Source organism: Pedobacter petrophilus (assembly GCF_009674725.1).
Taxonomy (GTDB): domain Bacteria; phylum Bacteroidota; class Bacteroidia; order Sphingobacteriales; family Sphingobacteriaceae; genus Pedobacter; species Pedobacter petrophilus.
The window spans coordinates 1-24,850 of sequence record NZ_WKKH01000018.1 but is presented as its reverse complement, the minus strand read 5'-3'; the positions used below and the strand labels follow the sequence as shown (position 1 = coordinate 24,850).

The 24,850-nt window shown below is 36.4% G+C and carries 13 protein-coding genes; 10 read left to right on the top strand and 3 right to left on the bottom strand.

The features are described from left to right. The first annotated feature begins 158 nt into the window (after positions 1–158). The 6 genes from GJU39_RS12740 (at position 159) to GJU39_RS12715 (ending at position 8,428) form a co-directional block, all read left to right on the top strand. Positions 159–1,367, top strand: coding sequence for a glycoside hydrolase family 88 protein (locus tag GJU39_RS12740; protein WP_154281182.1), 1,209 nt, complete (start codon positions 159–161; stop codon positions 1,365–1,367). A gap of 36 nt (positions 1,368–1,403) precedes the next feature. Beyond that, entirely contained in the window at positions 1,404–2,222 is an 819-nt protein-coding gene (locus GJU39_RS12735) for a sugar phosphate isomerase/epimerase family protein (RefSeq protein ID WP_154281181.1), read from the top strand. A 24-nt stretch (positions 2,223–2,246) separates the two neighbouring features. After that, positions 2,247–4,025: an endo-1,4-beta-xylanase gene (locus GJU39_RS12730; protein WP_154281180.1), complete on the top strand. Its 1,779-nt coding sequence runs from the start codon at positions 2,247–2,249 to the stop codon at positions 4,023–4,025. A gap of 14 nt (positions 4,026–4,039) precedes the next feature. Then, complete coding sequence (locus GJU39_RS12725) at positions 4,040–5,431, top strand: sugar porter family MFS transporter (RefSeq protein WP_154281179.1); 1,392 nt, start codon at positions 4,040–4,042, stop codon at positions 5,429–5,431. A gap of 183 nt (positions 5,432–5,614) precedes the next feature. Next, the gene (locus GJU39_RS12720) at positions 5,615–6,496 is read left to right on the top strand and encodes a phytanoyl-CoA dioxygenase family protein (RefSeq protein WP_154281178.1); all 882 of its coding nucleotides are present in this window, start codon (positions 5,615–5,617) and stop codon (positions 6,494–6,496) included. 27 nt (positions 6,497–6,523) lie between these two features. Continuing rightward, positions 6,524–8,428 (top strand): right-handed parallel beta-helix repeat-containing protein, encoded by a 1,905-nt coding sequence (locus tag GJU39_RS12715; RefSeq protein WP_154281177.1) that lies wholly within the window; start codon positions 6,524–6,526, stop codon positions 8,426–8,428. A 120-nt stretch (positions 8,429–8,548) separates the two neighbouring features. Here the strand turns inward: GJU39_RS12715 and GJU39_RS12710 are convergent, their stop codons facing one another. Both GJU39_RS12710 and GJU39_RS12705 read right to left on the bottom strand, forming a co-directional pair. Beyond that, positions 8,549–9,004 carry a hypothetical protein gene (locus GJU39_RS12710; protein ID WP_154281176.1) on the bottom strand — a complete coding sequence of 152 codons (456 nt, stop codon included), beginning with the start codon at positions 9,002–9,004 and terminating at the stop codon, positions 8,549–8,551. 114 nt (positions 9,005–9,118) lie between these two features. Then, on the bottom strand, positions 9,119–11,230 hold the full coding sequence (locus GJU39_RS12705) for an alpha-galactosidase (RefSeq protein WP_154281175.1): 2,112 nt from the start codon (positions 11,228–11,230) through the stop codon (positions 9,119–9,121). 441 nt (positions 11,231–11,671) lie between these two features. Between GJU39_RS12705 and GJU39_RS12700 the strand changes: the two genes are divergently transcribed. Both GJU39_RS12700 and GJU39_RS12695 read left to right on the top strand, forming a co-directional pair. Continuing rightward, entirely contained in the window at positions 11,672–12,391 is a 720-nt protein-coding gene (locus GJU39_RS12700) for a FadR/GntR family transcriptional regulator (RefSeq protein WP_154281174.1), read from the top strand. Positions 12,392–13,092: 701 nt separating this feature from the next. Continuing rightward, positions 13,093–15,642 (top strand): glycoside hydrolase family 3 C-terminal domain-containing protein, encoded by a 2,550-nt coding sequence (locus GJU39_RS12695; protein WP_209437640.1) that lies wholly within the window; start codon positions 13,093–13,095, stop codon positions 15,640–15,642. 614 nt (positions 15,643–16,256) lie between these two features. Here GJU39_RS12695 and GJU39_RS12690 read toward each other — a convergent pair. Then, positions 16,257–20,432 (bottom strand): two-component regulator propeller domain-containing protein, encoded by a 4,176-nt coding sequence (locus GJU39_RS12690; protein ID WP_154281172.1) that lies wholly within the window; start codon positions 20,430–20,432, stop codon positions 16,257–16,259. Between the two features lie 192 nt (positions 20,433–20,624). On the opposite strand from GJU39_RS12690, the gene GJU39_RS12685 reads away from it, so the two are divergent. Then, the gene (locus tag GJU39_RS12685) at positions 20,625–22,448 is read left to right on the top strand and encodes a hypothetical protein (protein ID WP_154281171.1); all 1,824 of its coding nucleotides are present in this window, start codon (positions 20,625–20,627) and stop codon (positions 22,446–22,448) included. 155 nt (positions 22,449–22,603) lie between these two features. Then, the gene (locus GJU39_RS12680) at positions 22,604–24,700 is read left to right on the top strand and encodes a glycoside hydrolase family 2 TIM barrel-domain containing protein (protein ID WP_154281170.1); all 2,097 of its coding nucleotides are present in this window, start codon (positions 22,604–22,606) and stop codon (positions 24,698–24,700) included. Positions 24,701–24,850: the final 150 nt, after the last annotated feature.

Genomic DNA, 24,850 nt, shown 5'->3' with positions numbered 1-24,850 from the left:
AGTGCTATTTTTATTTACCATTTGATTAAAATAGTTTCTAAATTAAATAAAATAAGAATAACATTTCACCTTAAGATGGTTTATTTTTATAGTTTATCAGGCCATATGTTTACGCCCCTGGAACCAAATTAGACCAATAAATAATAATTTATCATCTCATGAAAAGAAGGAACTTCGCTGGTCTATTATTGACAGCCACAACAGGTGGTGTTTTAGCGCCTTTACTTGCTAAAAGCACTCCTGATCTAAAAAGTTTAGAGGTAACTCCCTTGGTAGATACGGGTTTACCTAAAAACTTACCTGCAAATATTAAGGAGTTGATACAAAATGTTTTAAAGCAGGAATTTAGTGTGGTAAATACGGATTGGTTTGGCTCTATACAAGTAGAGGGTCTGCTTCGTTTTGCAAATCGGGGATTTAAAGAAGGATTTGTTTTTGCGGATAAATGGTTTAAATATCACGTAGAAAATGACGGAAAATTAACTGATGCTGAGTATTTTAAACAATACGAAGGGCCAAAAGCAAGGATCTTGCGTGATGGACCTCTAACATTTGTTATCTATTCGGCTAACCTAGGTGTTTCGTTTCCAGTGCATGAGCTATATAAAATAACTAAAGATCCTACCGCAAAAAGAGTGTGTTTTGATGTTGCAGATGCGGTTTTGCATTATGTGGGTAGAGACAGGTTTGGTATGCTTGCGCACGATGACTTTGACTATATGAAGTTTACCATACCCGATTCGGCTTATTGGGCTACACGTACAACGGCCATTGCGGCTACACTATCTACCGACCCTAAAGTGGCCGATATTTATTGGAAACAATCTCTTTTTCAGCTAGAAGCAGGGATAAAACATTTTTTAGATAAAGATAAAAAATTAGTAAGGACAGGTTTGTTTAACGGCGAAAATGCAACAACTTATTGGTGCCGTTCGCAAGGCTGGTTATTGTGGGCTATTGCTGGTTTACTGCGTTATCTTCCCAAGAGCCATCCCAAATTTAAAACGATTGCTGCTAGCATGAAAATTATTGCAGATGGTATAAAACAGTATCAGAGCAAAAATGGAGGGTTACACGTTCTTGTTGATGACCCTTCAACACCTGAAGAAGTAACCAGTATTTCAATGGTTTTATCTGCATTAAAAGAAGGTGTGCGTAAGGGATGGATTCCTAATGAATACGATGATATGTTCGCCAAAGCATGGTTATTTATACAAAAAAGCGTAGGCGAAAATGGTAATATTCACAATGCCTATACAGGCTGGGCTGTGCCAGCCGAACAAAAGCAGGTTAATAAAATGGACGAACGTTTTGTGGGTTTTGTGCCAGGAATTATCATGGTAGCAGCTGATGAGATGACCAGATAACGATAGCATCATTACCAAAAAAATAAATAGCAGAAAATGAAAATTAAATACTTCTGTCCCCGCTGGGGAGCTGAACAAATCTCTTGGAATGAATTCTGCTCGATGGTAAAAAACGCTGGGTACGATGGTGTAGAAGCGGGGATGCCGATTAATGAAATAGAAAAAATACAGATGGGCGATGCCCTAAAGCAGCACGATTTGCTTTTGGTGGGTCAGTATTATCAATCGTTTGAAAAAGATTTTACACAACATTCCGAAAGCTTTAAAAAGTACCTATACAAACTTGCCAGTTTAAATCCAGTATTAATAGATTCACAAACAGGTAAAGACTATTATACTGCAGAACAAAACCGGCAGCTTTTTGAAATGGCTGAGGTAATATCAAACGAAACCGGAATTACCATTGCTCACGAAACCCACCGTAACAAGGCTTTATTTGCAGTGCGTATTGCAAAAGAATTGCTTATAGCCAATCCCGAAATAGTAATTACCGCCGATTTTTCGCATTGGTGCAACGTATCGGAAAGTTTGTTGGAAGATCATAACGACGCTATAGAATTGGCCATAAGCCGTGCCGTACATATTCATGCCAGGGTTGGATACAGCCAGTCGGCACAAGTTTCAGATCCCCGATCACCACAATGGACAACCGAGTTGCAAACACACTTAAATTGGTGGGATGCAATTGTAAAATACAGAAGGAGTGAGGGTGCAGATTTACTCAGCATTTCGCCTGAATTTGGCCCATTTCCTTACATGCCAGCAATTCCTTATACAGCAATGCCGATAGCTAATCAATGGGATATTAATGTGTACATGATGAATTTACTTAAGCAACGCTATCCAAACAATTAAAATAGGGTATCAAAAAAAATTAACATGATAACAGGGAGAATTACCTTAAATAATACAAAAACGCTAATTAGCATAATTGCACTACTTACCTTAACACACTCTTCATGGGCTCAAACTAAAAATGGAGATGTGTTATTGCCTGATGGTATTAAGTCGTTTAATACATCTCAAAATGTAGAATTAACTGCCGTTGAGGGCCAATCATTTAAATCTGTTTTAAGGGTGGGTGCTATTGAGCAAAAACCTACAGTGATTATTCTCAAATCGGTTATTAATGCTGAAATTAAAAATGGAGATGTACTTTGGTTAGGGTTTAAAATGCGTACCCTAAAAAGCAAAAGGGAAACAGGCGAAGCTTTTATAGAAGTAAAACTCGATCGCACAATAAATGGCAAAATAGAATGGCCGCCCTTATTTGAACGCGGTATATCATGCGGTCAGCAATGGACAACTATAAAAGTGCCAATCCTTGCCTCAAGAGACGTTAGTAAGGGAGATTTATCGCTGACAATATATTGTGGCAATATGGCTCAGGTTTTTGAAATTGCAGATCTAGATTTAAGAAATTACAAACAAACGGTTCAAATTACCGAGCTTCCGCGTAGTGTAGTTCATTATGATGGAGATAAACCCGATGCTCCCTGGCGAAAAGCTGCTGCAGAGCGCATAGAAAAATACAGAAAAGGAAGTTTGACGGTAAAGGTAATTGATAAAAACGGTAAGCCCGTGCCCGGTGCAACCGTAGCTGTAAAAATGAAAAGACTGAATTTTGTTTGGGGAACAGCAGCAAATTCAAAAACCCTTTTAGATACACTTAACCCCGGTTTAAAAAAATATCACGAGACGTTGTTCCGATACTTCAATCAGGTAGTGTTCGAAAATGAATTGAAGTGGAAATACTGGCCGCGATATGACCATAATAAAACTAAAGACGCTGTGCGCTACCTGCGGGCAAACAATATAACCACCCAGGGTACAGTAATGATATGGCCATCGTGGCAACACTCACCAACGTGGTTAGCCGACATTAAAAATGATACTGCTGCACTTCGTAAAGCAGCTATCGATAATATTAATGTGCAAACCAGCGAAATGAAGGGCCAATTCTCCGAATGGCATGTACTTAACGAGCCGTATGCACATCATGATATCATTGATTTATTGGGGCGTGATGTAATGATCGATTGGTTTAAAGCCGCAAGAAAAGGTGCTCCGGGTGTAACGTTATTGGTAAACGACTATACCATGTTTCATGATGAAGAAGCTAGTGAGTCTTTTTACAAAACTGTACGGTTTTTAAAGGAAAAGAAAACACCCGTAGATGCCATTGGCGAACAAGGCCATATTGGGGGAACTCCACCTTCAATTGATTATGTAATAGCCCGTTTAAATCGTTTTGCCGAATTGGGGCTTCCCATACAAATTAGCGAATTTGATATAACCAGCGATGATGATGATTTTAAAATGAATTATACCCGCGATTTTTTAACCGCTGTATTTAGTAACCCCTCTGTAACAGGAGTAACGCAATGGGGCTTTTGGGAAAAACAACATTGGATTCCTGCAGCAGCATTATGGGATAAAGATTGGCGGTTAAAACCTAACGGACAAGTATTCACAAACCTGGTTAGTAAAACATGGGCAACAAATACAGATGGACGTACAAACAGCAAAGGGATTTATAATGTAAAAGCATTTAACGGCAATTACAGCATTACCGTAAAAAGCGGATCGAGACAAACAGAGCAACAAGCAATTTTAACAAGCAACGGTAAAACAATAACTATCAAGCTTAAAAATTAATATAACAAGATAATATGGCCAATACAGCGAGTACCTTTTCTCAAAGCAACACTAACGCCTCTTATCCATTCAATCAGCTTTACGTGGTAATGATAAGTTCCATATCAGCTTTAGGTGGTGTTTTGTTTGGTTTTGATACCGCCATTATATCCGGCACCATCCCATTTATAAAAGGCTTTTTTCAGTTAGATGAATTGATGCTAGGCTGGGCAGTAAGTTCTATATTAATTGGTTGTGGCTTAGGGGCATTGATGGCTGGGAAACTGGCCGATGCGCTTGGGAGGAGAACAGCCCTGTTTTTCTGTGCCTTTTTATTTGCAGCTACAGGTATCGGCGTTGCATTTGCCAATTCGTTAATAGAGTTTATCATCTTCAGAATTGCGGGCGGCATAGCAGTAGGCGCAGCTGCCATGGCTGTACCCATGTATATTGCCGAAACAGTGCCTGCTTTGTTTCGGGGTAGAATGGTTTCCCTATATCAATTGGCAATAGTTTTGGGTATTTTACTTGCTTATGTGGTAAATTATACCTTAGCAGATCTAGGCGAAAATAGTTGGCGATGGATGTTTGCATCACAAGCCATTCCGGCTGTACTATTTTTTGTTGCACTGTTCTTAGTACCCGAAACTCCCCGTTGGCTTGTTCAAAATAACAAAAAGGACAAAGCATATACCATACTTTCAAAAACTGGGGGCAAAGCTTATGCCGAAGCAGAAATACTAACCATTAGCAGCAGTTTTAGCCGTGAGATTGCAGGTAATTTAAAAGATCTGTTTCACGCAAAGTACAGCAAAGTGCTTATTATGGGCGTATTGATTGCCATATTTCAACAAATAACAGGCATTAATGCTATCTTATATTACGCCCCTGAGATTTTCAAAAACACAGGTGTAAGTGCATCCATCGCTTCTATGCAAACCATCGCTATCGGTGTTACCATGCTGGTATTTACTTTGGTAGCTATATGGCTGGTAGATAAAGCTGGTCGTAAAAAATTACTGCTTACCGGCTGTGCCGTTATGGCGCTTTCACTCTTGGCAGTAGCCGCTTGTTTCTACCTCAATTTTTATCAGTACTACTTAGTGCTTATATTTTTATTGGTCTATATAGCTGGTTTTTCTGCCAGTTTAGGCGCCGTTACCTGGGTTATTCTTTCAGAAATTTTCCCTAACCGTATTCGCGGGCTGGCACTTTCTTTTGCTACATTGGTTTTATGGCTAGCAGATTTTGCGGCAAGTTTTTCCTTTCCCATTTTAAATAAACACTTAGGAACCTCGGTAACACTTTCACTGTTCGCTCTATTTTGCATAATCTACTTCTTTTATATAAAAACTAGTATCCCAGAAACTAAAGGAAAAACACTCGAAGAACTCGAAACCCAATTAATAGGCAAGTCAGATGATTGATGAAATTTGGGCGTTTATTGATAAATTTCCATTGTTATTGGTATCAATGAGCTCGGCAAAACCTCGGTTTAACACGCTTTCCACGGTATCTTTTTGACCCCCAAAAGCCAAAAAGGATACCGTTTCTCCCCGTAGCTATCGGGACGTTAACATAACCCACTGTACGCAAAGAACAATAATATTATGACCAATCAAGATCAGTTTATACAGCACAGAAATATTACCGAAGAGAATATTCGCTTTTATCAGAATTACGGCTTCCTCGTTGCAAAAGGTTTATTTTCGCCTATAGAAGTAGAAGAACTTAAGAACGACACCGCAAAAATTTTTAAGGGCGATTACGGACAGGTAGACGGCATGCTTCCCGTGGGCGAAAATGAAAGTGACGCAGACATTTTAAAGAAATATGTGGCTATCCATTTTCCCCATAAAATTTCCCCGGTGATAAAAAATTATCTCTCGCACAAGGCTGTTATAGATGTTTTAACTAAAATAGTGAGCCCAAATGTAAAGTGCATGCAGTCTATGTTGTTTGTAAAAGGACCTGGAAAAGCTGGGCAGTCTTGGCATCAAGACGAATTTTATATTCCCACCCGAGATAAATCTCTGATAGGAGTTTGGATAGCTATTGACGATGCAAGTGTGCAAAATGGATGTTTGTGGGTTATTCCGCAAAGTCAAAAACCCGGCTACATTATGCCAAGGGCCGAAAATTCTAGTAATGAATACGCAGATGTAGATACCATTGATGTATCCAGTTATCCCTCAGAAGATATCATCCCTTTAGCAGCAAAAAAAGGTGATGTGGTATTTTTTAACGGGTATCTTTTGCACAGCTCTCTCCGTAACAAAACGGATGATAATTTTAGGACAGCTCTTGTTAATCATTACATGAGTGCCGAAAGTATGTTGCCATGGGATCAAGACGGAAAATTTCCTTTAACAGAAGATTTAAGAGATATCATGATGGTGGCAGGTGCAGATCCTTATGCTTACCGGCCTATTGTCGACTTAAATAAACCCTATTTGAGGCCTGAAGTATTAAAAATTAAAACCAGTTTATAAAGGTAATCATCTTAAAATTAATTAATTATGAACAAGCTGACCGTATGTTTTTCAATTTTAGTACTAATTTTTGCTACAAAGGGCTTTTGCACTGAATATCATGTTACAAAAAAAGGAAACGATGCCAATAGCGGTACAGCTGCAAGTCCTTTTAAAACGATAGCTGCAGCAGTAAGAAAAGCTTACCCTGGAGATACTATTACAGTTCATGCTGGTACCTACCGGGAATGGGTTAATCCCTTGCGAGGAGGCGAAAGCAATACAAAACGAATTATTTATCGTGCTGCAATGGGCGAAAAAGTGCAGATTAAGGGTTCCGAAGCAATATCTGATTGGAAAAAAGAGAAGAATATATGGAAAGTAACCATTCCTAATTCGTTTTTTGGCGATTACAATCCATACAAAGATTTTATAGATGGTGATTGGTTTTTAAACAAAGGAAGGGTGCACCATACCGGTGAAGTATTTTTAAATGGCAAATCACTTTACGAAAAAGAAACACTTGATAAAGTACTTAGGCCAGTTGCCGATAAAAATAATATAGATCCCATCGGTGCAACCTATACTTGGTATTGCCAAAGCGATGAACAAAGCACAACTATCTGGGCAAACTTTCAACAGGCAAATCCCAATACAGAATTAATTGAGATCAGTGCCAGAAGAACGGTATTCTATCCTGACAAACCTGGGATTAATTTTATAACCATTTCTGGCTTTACTATTAGTCAGGCAGCCACCCAGTGGGCAGCTCCAACTGCAGAACAGATTGGTATGATAGCCACAAACTGGAACAAAGGCTGGATTATTGAGAATAACATCATCAGTGATTCTAAATGTAATGGTATTACCCTCGGTAAAGATCGCACTACTGGACATAATGTTTGGGGAGCAGACCAAGGAAATGTTAATCGCGACGGTAATATCCATTACATTGAGGTGGTTTTTAATGCATTAAGAAACAACTGGACTAAGGAAACTATTGGTTCGCACATTGTAAGAAACAATCAGATTTTTAATTGCGAACAAACTGGTATTTGCGGTAGTATGGGTGCAGCTTTCAGTATTATTGAAAATAACCATATTTATAACATCTGGCAAAAAAGACAATTTGAAGGTTGGGAAATTGGAGGAATAAAATTTCATGCACCGATTGATGCAACCATCAGAAAAAACAACATTCACAACTGTGGCAGAGGAATGTGGCTAGATTGGATGACGCAGGGAACAAGGGTGAGTAGCAATCTGTTTTATAATAATGACCAGCAAGATTTGTATATAGAAGTAAACCATGGACCATTTGTAATCGACAACAATATTTTTTTATCGCCTGTGGCTATTCAAAATCAATCAGAAGGAGGAGCCTATTTGCATAATCTTATTGCAGGGGAAGTACTGGTAAGAAATGACCTTAACCGCTTTACACCTTATTTTTTACCTCATTCTGTAGCTATGAAAGGACTTACAACCATTTTTGGTGGGGATGATAGGGTTTACAACAATATTATTATTGGCGGTAGTAACCCTGAAGCTAAATACGGCATAGAGGGCTACAACAATGCTAAACTTCCAGTATGGATAAAAGGCAATATCTACTATAAACAGGCTAAGCCATCTAATAAAGATGAGAATTTTGCAACCAGTACGGCTAACCCAGAAATTAAAGTGATAGTGGAAGGTGGAGATACATTTTTACATTTTACAACTGATAAAGCCTATTTTGAACAAAAAGTGCAATTGATTACTACTGAATTATTGGGTAAGGCCAAAATACCTAAAGCAGCTTTTGAAAATCCAGATGGTACAGCTCTGATAATGGATACAGATTACTTTGGAAACAAACGTTCAGATGGTAATATACATGCTGGCCCTTTTGTAAACTTGAAATCTGGTAAAGTATTCGTAAAGGTTTGGATGGCAAAAAAGGCAATTTGAAGGTTGGTAAATAGGGGGGGAAGTTTGCCCTCTACTTATAAACTAAGCTTGCCTTTACAGGATACATGATGTCATTGTTCATTTGCGCTAATAGGCCTTTATCTGGTTCTCCATCGCGAATTAAATATCGGTAGCTTGAAGTATAAGTGCCACCGGGTTCGATGAAAAAAGGCACATTAGCGACTGGTGCAAAACACCAGTAAGGCATAACAAGGGAACTCTGATAGGTTGCGGATAATTTAAATTGGAAGGGAAACCAAACACGGTAAGTGATGCAATACCGCCATCTATTAAGCAATACGCCGAAACATACGAAGCTGGCGGACCTTTAGGGCTTAGCGCGTCGGGCAGTATAAATAAAAGCTTTCCGCCTGCATTTTGCTGTACTACGGCATCATGTTTAGTTACTTCATTCACTAATTTATACGAAAGGGATGCCAGGTTTTTCGGTAAGTTTACCTCAACAATGGAATGGTTTCTGGCAAAATTTCTGGCATTAACTTTTATATAGATTTCTTGTGCATATACTGGGTTTAAAAGTAAGGTAAGCGATACAATCGCAAAGAAAGTGTACAAGAATGGGTCAGGCGTTTTATCATGTTAAATATCATTAGCTTAGTATATTACGCTGGTGCTGTTTTTTCTGGTTACCAAGGCTTGCGCAATTAAATAGTAGTTTCTTCATTACAATTATTTGTTTTTAATCACCTGGTATTGGTACATTATAAAACTGTTTTTAGCTGTTAGGTTAAATGAGATTTTGCCTTCTTTATCTACCATGAATTTTTTAACCGGTTCATTTGTGAAGATGTTTTTACATTGTATAACGGTAGTGGGGGGCAAAAATACAGCAACCTTGTTTTCTTGATCAGGATGGTCTTCGCGGAAAACCAAAAGGTATCCACTTTTATTGTTTATAGATTGAAATCCAGTCCACGCTTGTCCAGATGGTTCATCACCAATCGGCAAAACTGTTCCCTGATGAAAATCAGCCTGAATCTCCTTGTATTTTTTAATCGTGTTAGCAGTCTCAAACGCTTCTTCAGGTAAACCTGTTCCTTCCATCCAGGCAAGGGGTTGCCCAGCCATGGTGATGGCAAAAAGATAATTGAATGAATAATTTGACGGTGAAAACTTATCGTTGCCATATTTATCCTGATTGCGCCATTTATTTAAAAATTCTACCTGTATTTTTTGGGTTGGAGTATATTTAGAAAGCATCCAAAGGTTTCTAAGCGTCCAGTAGGGATAATAATTCTGCCAGTCGGTATATCGGTTTTCTAGAAAGATATTTCCATATTCGTTAAAATAGAAATAGCCTCCGCGGCGACCAGCAGTTACGTCGAGGTTAAAAGATATAGCGCCGTTTGACTCAGCTACCACTTTATCAAACAACTTGCGTAAGTTGTTCTCAGCGGTTTTATTAGGGATGTTTACCCCATCAATTTTAAATACTTTTATGCCATCATTTTTATAAATATTAAGCAGAGCTTCGGCATCTTTCTCCCAGTCGGCAAAATTATTTTGAATGCTCGGGTTAAACCAGAGGCATATTTTAACGCCTGATTTGCGTCCAGCATCTACAAGGGGTTTTAGTCCATGGGGATATTTTTTTACATCTGGTTTCCAATAATCGGGATTGCTCCAGATATTTTTGAATGAACCACCCCAGAATGCCGAGTTGGCGCTGCGTCCAGTTTGCCAGCCATCATCAATCTGAAAATGGGTAGCCCCCAATCGTGCCGCTGCTAGTATTTCTTTTAAGCAAAAAGCCTCGTTCACTTTAGTATCCCGCCCACGGTCTCCCCAAGTGTTCATCATCACCATATTATCTTCTGCTGCTTTGTTTAATCGTTTCAGCTTTTGATATTCGTGCAGGTTGGTATATTTATTTGCACCATTACCAGCATACAAACCTATTGCGCAACTGTAGGTTTTGGTCCATTCTTGTAATGATAAATCACTAGGCTCTATGCCTAATCCTATTACTTTAAACTGCCCGAAATTTGTGATGAAATCTCCACCTGGGTATGCCAACTGGATATTGGAACAAGGTGCTTCTTTTAAAATGAAAAGCCCTTTGCCTGCTTCCTTGTTATCGGCGAACAAAATATTGCCCTTGTAAATTTCTGATTTGTATGATAATCCTTTATAGGGTTTTACAAGAGTATTGTTGCGGTCGGTAACGTCTAAAAAGTCGACCACCTCTAGTGCCCAATGCTTTCCAGATAAATTAAGTTGGTCTAGTATGGGCGGGTCATTATCGGCTTCCGCATGATTGATGTTTTCGATATTCTTTAAATCGGCAACATTAGTATTTGATTTTGACCATTTCCCTCTCGCAACACCTTTAAGGTAGGTATCGCAAGCAATAACAGGGCAATCGGCATATAGTCTAAACACCCGTTTTAGACTCATGGAATCTATATCCAAAGAAACTTCTGCTTCAAAATATGCTGGGTGTATCCCATTAGAAGGCACTTTCCTTTGTAGGTATTTTCCATTTTTTGATTTATTGGCAGAATTGGGGATGTATAAGTCGGGGGTTAAACCTGCGCTTTTCCAAGGCTGGTTATTTTTTTTATCATTGAATTCGCATGTTTTTAGATTCCCTCCATTCCATAAAAATACCCTCTCAATGGTCGAATTGCCAATTCTCAAGGTGTCATTACGGAGAATGGCATAAAATTGATTTGAAGAACTCTTACTGAGATATTCATTTTTTTTTTGTGCGGATGAAGACAAAACTGTCAACCAGAATACAAAATAACTAGCTAGGAATAATAAAATCTGTTTTGGCATTAGGCAGAAGGTGTTATAAGTTCAAGATTCATTTTATACAGATTTAGAGTCTGTTTAAAATTTATCTAATAATTTGTTTATGCTTTTTTTTGACTGCAACATCGTTATGTTTTCTAGAGGTAGAAGCGCTGCTATCTCTTCAAAAACAAGCCTTGTTTCACTCAAAAACATGTAATAAACATTTTTACAACATAAATTTAAACAGGCTCTAAGGTTTAAGAATTATTGTTTTTAAACCAAAAATTGGTATACCAAAAGTAATCTGATTATTTAAATATCCAAATTTTACTTTTTTTCAGCATATTTTAGGAGAAGTAAGTTTGTTATAATCATTTGGAAAATAGTGTGTTAATTTTAAATAAAAAAAACAAGGTGAAAATCTGTTATCATAATTTTTATTTTTAAGTTTGGAGAACCAAAAATTGGATTTTCAAATTAACAATGAGTGATATCTTAGAAAACTTCAGTACCATCAAACTCGAATCACCAGTTGACGTCATTATCAAGCGACTGAAAGAAATGATCTCTTCTGGGATATTAAAGCCTGGAGATCGCTTGCCTGCTGAGCGGATTTTAGCTGAGAAATTTGGTATTGGAAGAAGCTATGTACGACAAGCCATTATGAAACTTGAATTTTATGGCATGCTCAAAACCTTACCACAAAGCGGAACAACTGTTTCTGGTCTTAGCTTAAAAATTATTGACAGTATTTTTACAGATATTATTAACTTCAATACTCAAAGTTTTGCTTCCTTAATAGAGGCGAGGTATTACCTGGAAATCAATGCTGCAAAGTTAGCTGCGATGAGAAGAACACAGCAAGATTTAGATTCGCTAGCACAAATACTTGCTGATTTTGAAGAAAAAACCTTGAAAGGCCAAAGTGCAGTTGATGAAGATATGCTGTTTCATATCAAGATTGCAAGTGCCACTAAAAATGCTGTTTTTGATTCGATGATCTTAATCCTAATTCCAGATTTGATTAAAAATATTGTGGAGAAGAAAATCTGTAAAGAAGATAGAGGACAAACTTCTATAGCAGAGCACAAAAAAATATTTAATTCAATTAAGGCGGGCAATGCAGATGCAGCAGGAAAAGCAATGGCTGAGCACTTAAATGAGATTTTTGAAATCAGCAAGCAGGATTCATTCGGAGCATAAGTCCTTCGGCAACAACAAACCCTCTAATTGCCATACACTCATCCAATCTTTAAACTAACAATCACTTTTTTAAAGGTTAATTCGTTAATTCTGATCTTTTCGGGTCAATGCCAAATGTTGTGGGGAAATTCGAAATTAAAAATAATCATTAAAAGGAGCCCTTTGGAGGTCGTGGGGTAAATGTTACCCTAAAGTTCGGGGACCCTAGGGACTGCCTAAGTATAATTTCTTTCCTTATCATTGTTTAATATCATTGCTTAACATTATGGCTTAATAGTTTAGGATAAGACACCTGCTAAGCCATCTGGATAACAGCTAGGACTATTCTAGGAGTATGCTAGGACTCTGTAGGACTAAAGTCCAATAAAAGGCTTAACATACCCCAATGAAAGGCCTAGCTGTGTAGCACGGCGACCGAAGAATGCATACACCATAGCGGTAACAAGAAAGATCCTTTTTACTAACTATTTTATTATTAGAACAACTAGTTAATGAAGCTTAGCGCTATCATAACAGGGGATAATTTTAATTATATTTTCTTATAATTTTAAAGTTATCAGTACTCCGTATCCTTCGCTAGAATGTATAGTATTTAAATATCATTAAAATTAACTACTTATTTCATGTTTAAAAGAAACATCCTACTATTTGTTCTTTTTGTAAGTCAATCATTCCTGACACAACTATCATTTGCACAAAAAATGCAAATCTATAAAAATTCAAAATTATCAACTGAAGAAAGAGTAAATGATCTCGTTTCTAAACTTACGCTTGATCAAAAAATAAAGTTGCTACAATATAAAGGTACCCCGATTAAAACAAAGGATTTAGACATACCTGCATACAACTGGTGGAATGAATGTTTACATGGGGTTGCCAGGGCTGGTAGAGCTACTGTTTTTCCACAAGCTATTGGCTTGGCTGCAACATGGGAGCCTTCTTTTATAGAGAAAGTATCATCTGCCATTGCTGATGAAGCTAGAGCAAAGTATGATTACTTCTCGTCTAGAGATAAAAGAGGAATGTATCAGGGGTTAAATTTTTGGACGCCCAATATCAATATCTTTCGTGATCCAAGATGGGGAAGAGGAATGGAAACCTATGGTGAAGATCCATACTTAACAGGAACTATAGCGACTTCATTTATCAGAGGTTTACAAGGAAATAACCCTAATTATTTTAAAACCATAGCTACCGTTAAGCACTTTGCCGTACACAGCGGGCCCGAGCAATCTCGTCATAATTTTAATGCGGAGGTAAGTGACCGTGATTTTTTTGAAACTTATACGCCAGCTTTTAAAATGGCCATCCAGGATGCTGGAGTTTATTCTTTGATGTGTGCCTACAATAGCTTTAGGGGAGAGCCATGCTGTGGAAGTTCCTACCTCCTAGTGGATATTTTACGTAAAAGATGGGGTTTTAATGGTTTTATAGTAACAGATTGTGGTGCTGTAGATGATTTTTTTAAAAAGGGAACACATCAAATAGTACCCACTGCAGAAGAGGCAGCTGCGCTAGCCATAAAAGCAGGAGTAGATTTAGAATGTGGAGATATTTTTAGTGCCCTTGATAAAGCAATTGAAAAGAAGCTGGTAACAGAAGCCGAACTTGATGTTGCCATAAAACGCTTGTTTACCGCCAGGTTTAAGTTAGGGATGTTTGATAAAGCAACAGATAATCCTTATGGAAATATCCCTTATAGCGTAGTAGAGAGTGAAGGTCATCAAAAACTGACTTTAGATGCAGCAAGAAAATCTATTGTTTTACTAAAAAACAGCAATAATTTACTTCCTTTAAATAAAAGTCTTAAAACCATAGCAGTTATTGGTCCAAATGCCAATGATGAAGAAGTGATGCTAGCTAATTATAATGGATTTCCATCAGAAATCATTACTCCGTTAGAAGGAATAAAAAGGAAGATGCGTGGCGCAAAAATTCTTTATGCAAAAGGTTCTTCACATGCTGAAGGTGCTCCATCATTGGATATTATTCCTGCTCAGTTTTTTTATCAGGACAAACAAGGACTTAAAAAAGGTTTGTTTGCAGCTTATTATGGTGATAGTAGTTTCAAGGGGAAACCTATTTTTAACCGAGTTGATAAAGAAATAAATTTTAATTGGATGGACAATCCGCCAATTAAAAGCATGGATGTGGAGAAATTTGCAGTTTCATGGTCAGGTTATGTTAGAGTTCCAGAGACAGGAGTAATTAACTTTAATATGTTTGGAAGTGAACAGTATGAATTTATGATAGATGGAAAGCGGCAGTTCTTCTTTTCAAGTATTTATAGCCCAGGATATAATTCTGCTAGTTTAAACTTAAAAAAGGGCGAATTACATAAAATTGATGTTAAATACATTAGCCGTGGCCCAAATGCACAACTAAAGTTATCGTGGAACCTTCCTAATCAAAACCTAAAAGCAGAGGCCATAAGAATTGCCAAACAGGCTGATGTTGTAATTATGTGCCTAGGGCTTTCGCCAAGATTAGAAGGGGAAGAGATGAACGTAAAGTTAGATGGTTTTGAGGGTGGAGACCGAACAAAAATAGGATTACCTAAGGTACAGCAAGACTTATTAAAGGAGATTAAAGCTTTAGGGAAACCTGTGGTGTTGGTACTGTTAAACGGTGGTGCATTAGGCTTGAAATGGGAAAATGAAAACCTGCCCGCTATTGTAGAGGCATGGTACGGAGGGCAAAAAGGAGGTGAGGCAATTGCAGATGTGATTTTTGGTGATTATAATCCATCAGGAAGACTACCTGTTACATTTTATGCTTCAGTAGATGATTTACCTGCATTCGATAATTACAATATGGAAGGCAGAACCTACAAATATTTTAAAGGAGAACCAGTTTATGAATTTGGTTACGGATTAAGTTACACCAAATTCTCTTATGATAAATTTGAAATTAAAAATTCTTTTAACTTAAACGATGAAGTTAATTTAAGTGTAGAGGTTAAAAATAATGGAAATTTGGAGGGTGATGAAGTAGTTCAGGTATACTTGAAGCATTTGGATTCAAAAGTTCCTGCCCCACTAATTTCATTAAAAGCTTTTAAGAAAGTTCATTTAGGGAAAGGGGAAAAGAAAACTGTTATTTTTAAGCTCAAACCCTCAGATTTTTCAGTGATTATGGAGAATGGCGATGCGGTGATCAATCCAGGTAAGTTTGAAATTGCTGTAGGAGGTGGCCAGCCAGGAGATAAGAACTTAAATGTGTTTAATAAAATAATTGAAATGAATAAATAACAGAAGATTAAATCCTTGATGATCAGAATTAAGAAATAAATAAAAAAATAGGTTCATGGTAACCTGTTTTTTTATTTAAAAGGAATTTTATTATCGAGATGAGAGGGCAGACGCATTAAAATTAAACAATTAGCAAAGGAGAATTACACAGTTTAAAGGGTTATAGCGCGTAGTTATCACGCTACGAAGCAGAAAGTGGTCTAACTCTAGATGCTGTACTTTGATTTTGCCCTTCGCGGGCTGCGCTTTTCTTTTCCTTGATGAAAAGAAACAAAAATCAAGGACTTGCATGAATTTGTGAAAAAATTCGACTACTGTCCGGGAAATGATTTTTTTAGGCCATTGATCGAATCTTTATCCCAAGGGCTAAAATCATTTTCAACCGAGAAGCGGGTTCGCTGATTGGCCAGTTTAGTCGTTTTTTTCTACAAATACATGCTAGGCCCGATAGCATGATGCATAACCCGCAGTTCATGGACAATGGATTAATTTATTAAACACGGAGGAAAGGAGAATTATAAAGCTCAGCGCTCTTTGCGAAAAACTTGGCGCTCTCTGCGTTTAATTTTAATGAGTCTGCCCTGATTGTTGAGGTTTCAATAGCGCTAAAATCACTATATTTTTCTATCTAGTTGCTGTTGAAATTTTGAAGGAGTCATTCCAAACTCTTTCTTAAATGCTGTGGTAAAATAAGAGTGAGAAGAAATACCTACGCGATACATCACCTCTGTTATAGAAACGTCTTCATTCGTCATGATCTCCATAGATTTTTTTAACCTAATGGTTCTAATGAATTCATTGCTGCTTTGGCCGGTAATGTCTTTGATTTTTTTATAGAGTTTACTTTTACTCACGCCAATTTTCTTACTCACATAATCAATGTTCAATTCTGATTCTTCTAACTTCTCTTCGATAATACTCAAAAGTTGATCCATAAAGTCTTTATCTTTTGCAGAATGTACTAAATCTCTCACTTCAACTTGGTAATCTTTTAAGTAACGTTCTTTAATTTTTTGTTGTTGATTAAACTGGTTTTTAATAGTTTCTAATAATAATTCTGTGCTCACTGGTTTGCTGAAATAATAATCAGCACCAGATTTTACACCTTGTAAACGAGACTCAAGGGCGTCTTTAGCTGTTAATAGAATGAAGGGGATATGCCTGGTTTCAAAATCATCTTTAATAAAACGGCAAAATTCAATACCATCCATTACGGGCATCATCACATCACTAATAATTAACGCAGGTGATGCTTCTTTAGCTTTCTTAATTCCCTCATTACCATCTTTTGCAACAATAACATAATAGTCTTTCTCGAGTACTCCTCTAAAGAAATCACGCAGTTCATCATTATCATCCACAAACAAAATGCAGGATTTGGTTTTATTCGCTGCTTTTAAGGGTTCAACTTGTTGCGTGAATTTATACAGATGTTCTAAATTGGGCTTTAAATGAATACTTTCTATCTGCACCCCAATATCGTTGTTTTGATAAGTCCAAAGCTCATCTATATTGTAATCTTTTTCATTGCAAGGTATAGAAATTACAATTTGAGTACCTTTATTAATTTCACTATAAACATGAATACTTCCTTTATGAAGAAATATTAAACTCTTTACAAAAGCTAATCCTATTCCAGTGCCTACGTGTATAGCTGAAACTCTAAAATAGGGTTCAAATAAATGCTGGAGAGAGTTTTTAGAAATTCCCATACCTGAATCAGAGATGATGAGGTATAAATAATCTCTACCAACGTATGTATTCTCCATTTTCACATTTGCTTCATAATTTGGAATAAAGTCTTTGATGTTTGTTGTTAACTGGATGTGAATTTTACCTTTATCAGGCGTGTATTTAAATGCATTATTTAAGATGTTCAAAATGGTTTTTTCCAATACCTGACGATCATACCATAATTTCGAAAATTCTTTTTCCTGGTCAAGTTTAAAATCTATGTCATGTAAAATAGCTTGATCTTTAAAGTCATCGGCAATTTCTCTCATAAAAGCAGAAAAGTTACCTGGCATTACTCTTAGTTTTAAAGCCCCCGATTCGGCCTTTCTGAAATCCATTAATTCACTAATGAGTTGTAAAAGCCTGTTCGCATTACGGTTAATGGTATGGAAATGCCTTATAAATAAGGAATCCTCATTCATTTTAAAAACCTGTTCTAATGTGCCCATAATAAGGGTAAGAGGAGTTCTAAATTCATGAGAGATGTTAGTGAAAAACTGCAATTGTACCTGATGAAGTTTTTCTTTATTCTCTTCATGGATAACACGAAGTTCTTGCCTTCTTTTAAAATAGAGTATAACAAATATGCTTACCGAAATTAAAATAAATCCTAATGTTTTAAACCACCATGTTAAATAAAAAGGAGGGGTAATCACAATGTTAACAAAAGCTGGCTTTGTATTCCAAATACCTTTCGGAGAACTTGCTTTAACATAGAAAGTATACTTGCCGGGGTCTAAATTGGTATAAGTCGCTCTACGTAAATCTCCAACATAATTCCAGGTTTTATCAAAGCCCTCTAGTTTGTACGCATAATTTGTTTTTTTGGGTGATACGTAGTTAAGGGCAGCATAATCAAATGAAATTACAGACTGATCATAACTTAACACTACACTTTTATTGTCTTTAATATATTTAGCAATTGTTGTTTTGTCTTTTCCTGAATTGATACTTTTATTAAAGATGGAAAGATCTGTGATACATATAGGGTAGCTGTAGTCAAAAGATTTAATGCTGTCTGGATAAAAAGTGTTAAATCCTTCAAAGCCACCGAAGTACAACTCTCCTTTACTAGACATAAAGGCAGCATTCTGACCATATTCTAAGCCTTGCAATCCATCAGCACGGGTATATCTTTTAATATATTTGGTATCAGGATTAAAAGCTATGATACCATTGGTGGTTCCCAACCAAAGATTTCCTTTTTTGTCCTCAATGATAGATTGGATTTGTTCATTAACTAAATACGGATGTTTAAAAAAGGTTGAAAATTTCTTTCTTTTCTGATCAAAAAGGAAAAGGCCTTTTTTACCAATCCAAAGTCTATTTTTATGATCTGTATATATTGCCCACACTACATCTGCCAAATCCTGGTGGGTATTGTTAAAATAATGGACAAAAGAATTCTTATTAGCTGTTAAACAATTCAAACCTCCGTCAAGTGTGCCAAACCAAACATTACCATCATTATCCTGATGAATACTTTCTACATATATGCCAGTAAATTTTGATTTTCCATCAGCAGCATAAATAATTCGCTTAAACTTCCCTGTTTTAGGGTCAAAAGTATTTAAACCACCGTAAAACGTTCCCACCCAAAATAGGCCAGTTTTATCTTCACAAATAACATAAGGGTAATTAGAACTGATCGTAGTTTTATCATTTGTATCGTGTAGGAAACGATAGAATTCTTGTTTGCCTTCATCATAACGGTTAAGTCCACCACCCCAGGTGCAAACCCAGATAGTGCCATTTTTATCTTTCATGAGATCAAGAATAGCATCAGAACCAATAGTTTTCTTATTGGTTGTAGAAAATCTCTTTTGAGTAAATGTGCTAGTTTTACTGTTAAACACATTAATACCACCTCCATCACTACCCACCCAAATTTCTCCTTTATCGGTTTCTATAAATGCCTTTACATCATTATATGCAAGTGCACCGTTCCAAACTCCTTTAGTATAATTTTTGAAATTTGTTATTTTAGGAGAGTAAGTATTAACGCCTCCATGATGTGTTCCAGCCCAAATATTTCCTTGTGAATCTTCTAATAAGCATAAAGCTGTTTTACTAGAGAAAGACATGGGTTGCCTCAGGTCATTTTCAAATCGATTAAATATTTCAGAATGCTGAAGCTTTAAATTTAGTCCGCCATTTTCAGTTCCAATCCAAGCATTTTTCTGATTATCAAAAATTATACTTCTAATTACATTATTAGATAAGCTTTTGGTATTATATTGCTCATTTTGATAATGTTTAATGGTATTTTTTTGAGGGTCAAAAACAAAAAGTCCTTTTCCGTTCGTCCCTAACCAGATGTGGTTTTGATTATCTTTTTTTATCGTAATTACTCTACTGCCATCTAATTTTGATAATGCTGAATTAGAAGGTTGGTTGATGAACGATTTGGTTTTTTTATTAAATTTTTTAACTCCTGCGCCATCAGTCCCTAAATAGAGGTTATTAAATTCATCTTCATTTATACTATTTATTTTGTCTTCAAGTGATTCTCTCTGCGCATTTGGATTCCGGAGGTAAGTAATGAAATTATTCTGTTTTTCATTATACTTGTTCAAACCAAAATCTGTTCCTACCCATACGTCACCATTTACATCCAGGTATAAAGTGTACACAAGATTATTGCTAATGCTCCCTTTTTTTTTAGGGTCATGAATGTATCGTGTAAAGCTATCAGTGTATCTATCATATAGATTTAAACCATAACTAGTTGCGACCCAAATTCTGTGCTGCTTATCTTCTAAGATATAATTAATAAAGTTGCTGCTTAAACTAGACTCATTATGAGGTTCATTCTTATAAACCGTCACGTTATACCCATCAAACCTATTTAATCCATCCTCTGTTCCCAGCCAAATGTAGCCCTGACTATCTTGAAAGACATTGCTAACCGTACTACTAGATAAGCCCTCTTCCCGTGTAAGATATTTGAACTTCACTTTATCTATTTGGGAAAAACCTAATAAAGGAATGAACCAAATAATTAAAAAAGCAAAAATCTTTATTAAGTGCGAGAAATAGCTAAAACGAGAATACATCGGTTAAATTTGGATCTTTTAATTTATGCTAAAATAAAGGTTTCCTATCTAATTAGGAATTGTTTAAATCTCTTTATTGCGTTGTACTCTAAACGTTCCTGTTAATTGTATAATCTCTAGTTAAGTTTTTAAACAATTTGCTGTACGCAAGTTAAATCTCAACATATTAACCCCTAATCTATTCGCTGTTTCATGTATTTTTTTCTAAAGCGTAACATTCTTAAAATTAACATCATTTTAGTGTTGCTCATTTCTTTTAACGCAGCGCCTGTATTCTCTCAAAAGCAAACTTATTGGAATAATAAAACTCAGCTAATTCCATGGAGAATGCCTTTTAGTGTTCAAAAATCAAAGCTTAAAATGGTTGATTTGGATAAAGATGGAGACCCTGACCTACTATACTACACCGTTAATAAAGATATACCTGTAGTTTGGATAGATGATGATGATGATATGATATGGACAGCTGTAGAGGGTGATACAGATAGTGATTGTCTTTTAATAGATAGGAATAAGGATGGAATTTTTGCCGGGCCATTAGATTTTAGTATGGATTGGTGTGATGAAGATGGGGATGGTAAAGCCGATTTGCAGGTAATTGTTAATAATGGAGCTATTACAAAAAGAAATGCCTTTGATTTTGATTCTGAAATTATGTACGTATTAGATACAGATAAAGATCAGATCATGAATTATATTGATTGGAATGCCATATCTATGCTTGCTTGGGAGCATAATGGCCAAGCCAATTTTTTTGAAGATTATCATGGAAATACGTCTTTTATAAAAACCCATGCCTCAAGTTTTAGGATTGAGGATTTGAAATTTGGATGGGAAAACCCATTTCTTTTTTATGATAACGATGGAGACCATCTTTCAGAAATGGCAATTAGATTTTTAAATACACCTACTTTTCGACCTGCCGATAATTTAAACCCACTTTTTAACAACATCAATAAAGAGTATGACCTCCATTTTAATGGATTGATGGATTATGTAGGTATTACTTGGGATTTGGACAATGATAATGGGCCGGGAAACGAGTTTGATTTTGACATGAGCTTGCTGCTAAAAGGGAAGGGCTTTGATTATTCTAAGCAGATAAATAGATTTAAAACCTTAAAAGGCATAGGAAAACAAGCTGATTTTTTATTCTATGATAAACGTTGGAGAGCATTAGATGAACTGATTTTTCCAAACCGAGAAAATGCATGGGATTTAACCTTTAAAAAGGGAGATTGGAACTATTGCAGCCTGGTTTTCGATGAAGATGATGATTGTAACCGGTGGGAAAGGGTTGAATTTTATGAGCCTAAAGACCTATTTAAAATGGGTAAAAGTAACGGTGGTTTAGATAACAACCCACAGGCAGATGTAATTGGTGATAGAGGGGAATTTGATACCGATTTTTCTGGAAAAGGGAAACTTTATGTAGGAGCCTTTGATGGTAAAATTCATTTAAATGGAGCGGAGTGGGGCGCTTGGAGAGTTGATCAGCTTGCAAATTCGTTTCAAGGTTATGGCGGATTATACGACAGATGGAAAGGTAAGGGAAGGATGCAAACAGAGCCAGACAAGTTTGCGCTATTAAAATATGAGGATACAGATAACAACGGATTTTTTGATAAAATTCTTTATGATCTTGATGGAGATAAGATATTTGAAGATAGCGTTTCATTTACGAAGCTCGGTATTGATGATCGACAAGCAACAATGGAAAGTGAGTCTTTTACTTTAAAAAATGGTCAGGAAATTTTTAAAACAATTACCGAAAATAACTGGAAAAGAGCTCAAGAGGCTATCGCCCTTTCAGAAAAAATTGGGCTAAGCACCCACTGGTATAGCTTTTACAAAAGTCCGCTTAGCCTTCATCAAAAATATGAATATGCTTATTGGCTTAATTTTTACATCTATAAAGACATGAGAGAACTTTACATGCAAAAGGGCAACAATAAGCTGATTAACAAACTCGATAAGGCCTATTACAGCGGGAAATGGGAAATCATGAATAAATAAAAATCTTAATAACTATAAATAAAACCTAAGTACACTACAGAAATTAACCATGTAGATATGAGTATTGAGATATGAGTATTGAGACATGATGCAATTTACATCAAGCTAATATAGGAGGCATATAGACACCAACTACGTGGGTCTATGTGGCCTATGTGATCAATACTAAAAATTGTCATGTACTAAAAAATAAACCATACAACATACAAATTCATACAATAACACCTATTAAAATGAAACAATTTCAAAAGCAAAGTATAATGATAACAATTGCTGTTCTGTTAATGTTTGCAGGTTTTCTTAATCAATGCTTCGGGCAATCAAATGTTTTAACTACACCTGGCTCTTTTTCTATTGGCGTAAACTACTGGGCTTCACACGCAGGTACACATACTTGGCGTGATTGGAGACCAGATGTAATAGAAGCTGATTTTAAACAACTTTCTGAAAACGGAATCAAAGTGCTAAGGGTATTTCCATTATGGCCAGATTTTCAACCTATTCATCAAATATATGCCGGGGAGGGAGAAAAAAAATACATAGGATTTAAAGATGGTCCTTTGCCACAAACACCAGAGGGTTTAAATGGAATGAGTGAAGAGCAATTGCAACACTTTAAAACCATGGCCGATTTGGCCAGTAAATATAAACTTAAGTTAGTTGTTGGGTTAATTACCGGTTGGATGAGTGGACAGTTATATGTTCCACCTGCTTTGGAAGGAAAAAATATTTTAACAGATCCTGAATCTTTATACTGGCAACAGAAATTCGTTTCAACATTTGTAGGTAGGTTTAAAAATCATCAAGCTATTCTTGCTTGGGATTTTGGCAACGAATGCAATGTAATGGAAAAAGTGAAAAATTTTCAACAAGCTTATGTTTGGTCGGCCTTACTATCAGGCACTATTAAAAGCATAGACCCATCAAGGCCCCTTGTATCTGGTATGCATAGTTTAAGTGCTGCAAACAATGCCCCATGGCGTATTATTGACCAAGCAGCTACCACTGATGTATTGACAACCCACCCTTATTCTTTATGGACACCCTACGCAAGTTATGACGGCATTAATACCATGAGAACCATTCTTCATGGCGCAGCAGAAACAAGAATGTATGGTGATATTGGAGGGAAGCCTGCATTATTGGAGGAAACTGGTGTAATGGGTCCAATGACGGGTGGGGAGAACGAGAAATCGGCATTTGCCAGAACCGCATTGTTTACGAATTGGGCTTATGACTGTCGCGGTACTTTTTGGTGGTGCGCTTATGATCAGTTAAAACTTAATTACCCTCCTTATGACTATGCCTCAGTAGAAGCTGAATTGGGGTTGATTAAGGAAGATAGAACTACAAAGCCAGTAATTAAGGAGTTTAAAAAATTTAGTGAATTCTTAGGTAAATTACCCTTCGAAACACTTCCGCAACGAAAAACTGAAGCTGTTTGTATTTTAACAGAAGGACAAGACAGTTGGCCTGTGGCTTATGCAAGCTTTATTTTGGCCAAGCAAGCGGGGTTCGATTTTACCTATCAAAAAGCTGGACAAGAACTTAAGGATGCTCCATTATACCTTTTACCTTCTATTAAAGGGATAGATCCAGTGTTCAAAGATTATTGGTCTAAATTGTTAGAGAAAGTAAATAAAGGTGCAACGCTATATATTTCAATAGATGATGCATACTTGCCAACTATTAATGACCCCTTGGGAATTAATATATTGACCAATGTTTCTAGAAGAGGGAAACTAAATTTTAACTCAACCAATTTGTTGTCCTCCAGCTTAAACTTTAGCACCTCAGCAGATAGAAAGTACACTATTGATAGCAAACAAGCGAAAGTTTTTGCAAAGGAAGAAGATGGTAATCCTGTTTTTTTAATGTCAACCTACGGAAAAGGAAAGATTTTTCTTTTAACTTTTCCTTTAGAAATGAATGTTGCTGAAGAGGTTGGTTCTTTGGATGCAAACGCCCCTTCATACAGAGAATTGTATAAAATTATTGCAGAACCTTTGATTAGTCAACGAGTTATTAACCAAAACAATGCACAAATAGGGGTAACTGAACATGATTTATCGAAGAATGAAAAATTGATTATTGCCATCAACTACAATCCAGAAGCAGTAAGTACAGAAATGACCATTAAAAAAGGATGGGAATTGAGTAACACCTTGTATGGATTAAAACCAGAGAACGCTACTTTAAAAATAAATGGGAATGATGCTGTTGTTTGGGTCGTAAAGTCTAAAAATCCATAGTGTATTAAATATTTTTTTCGATATTTTGAGTCTGTGTAAAATTTATCTAAATAATTTGTTTATGCTTCTTTTTGACTGCAACATCGTTATGTTTTCTAGAGGTAGAAGCGCTGCTATCTCTTCAAAAACAAGCCTTGTTTCACTCAAAAA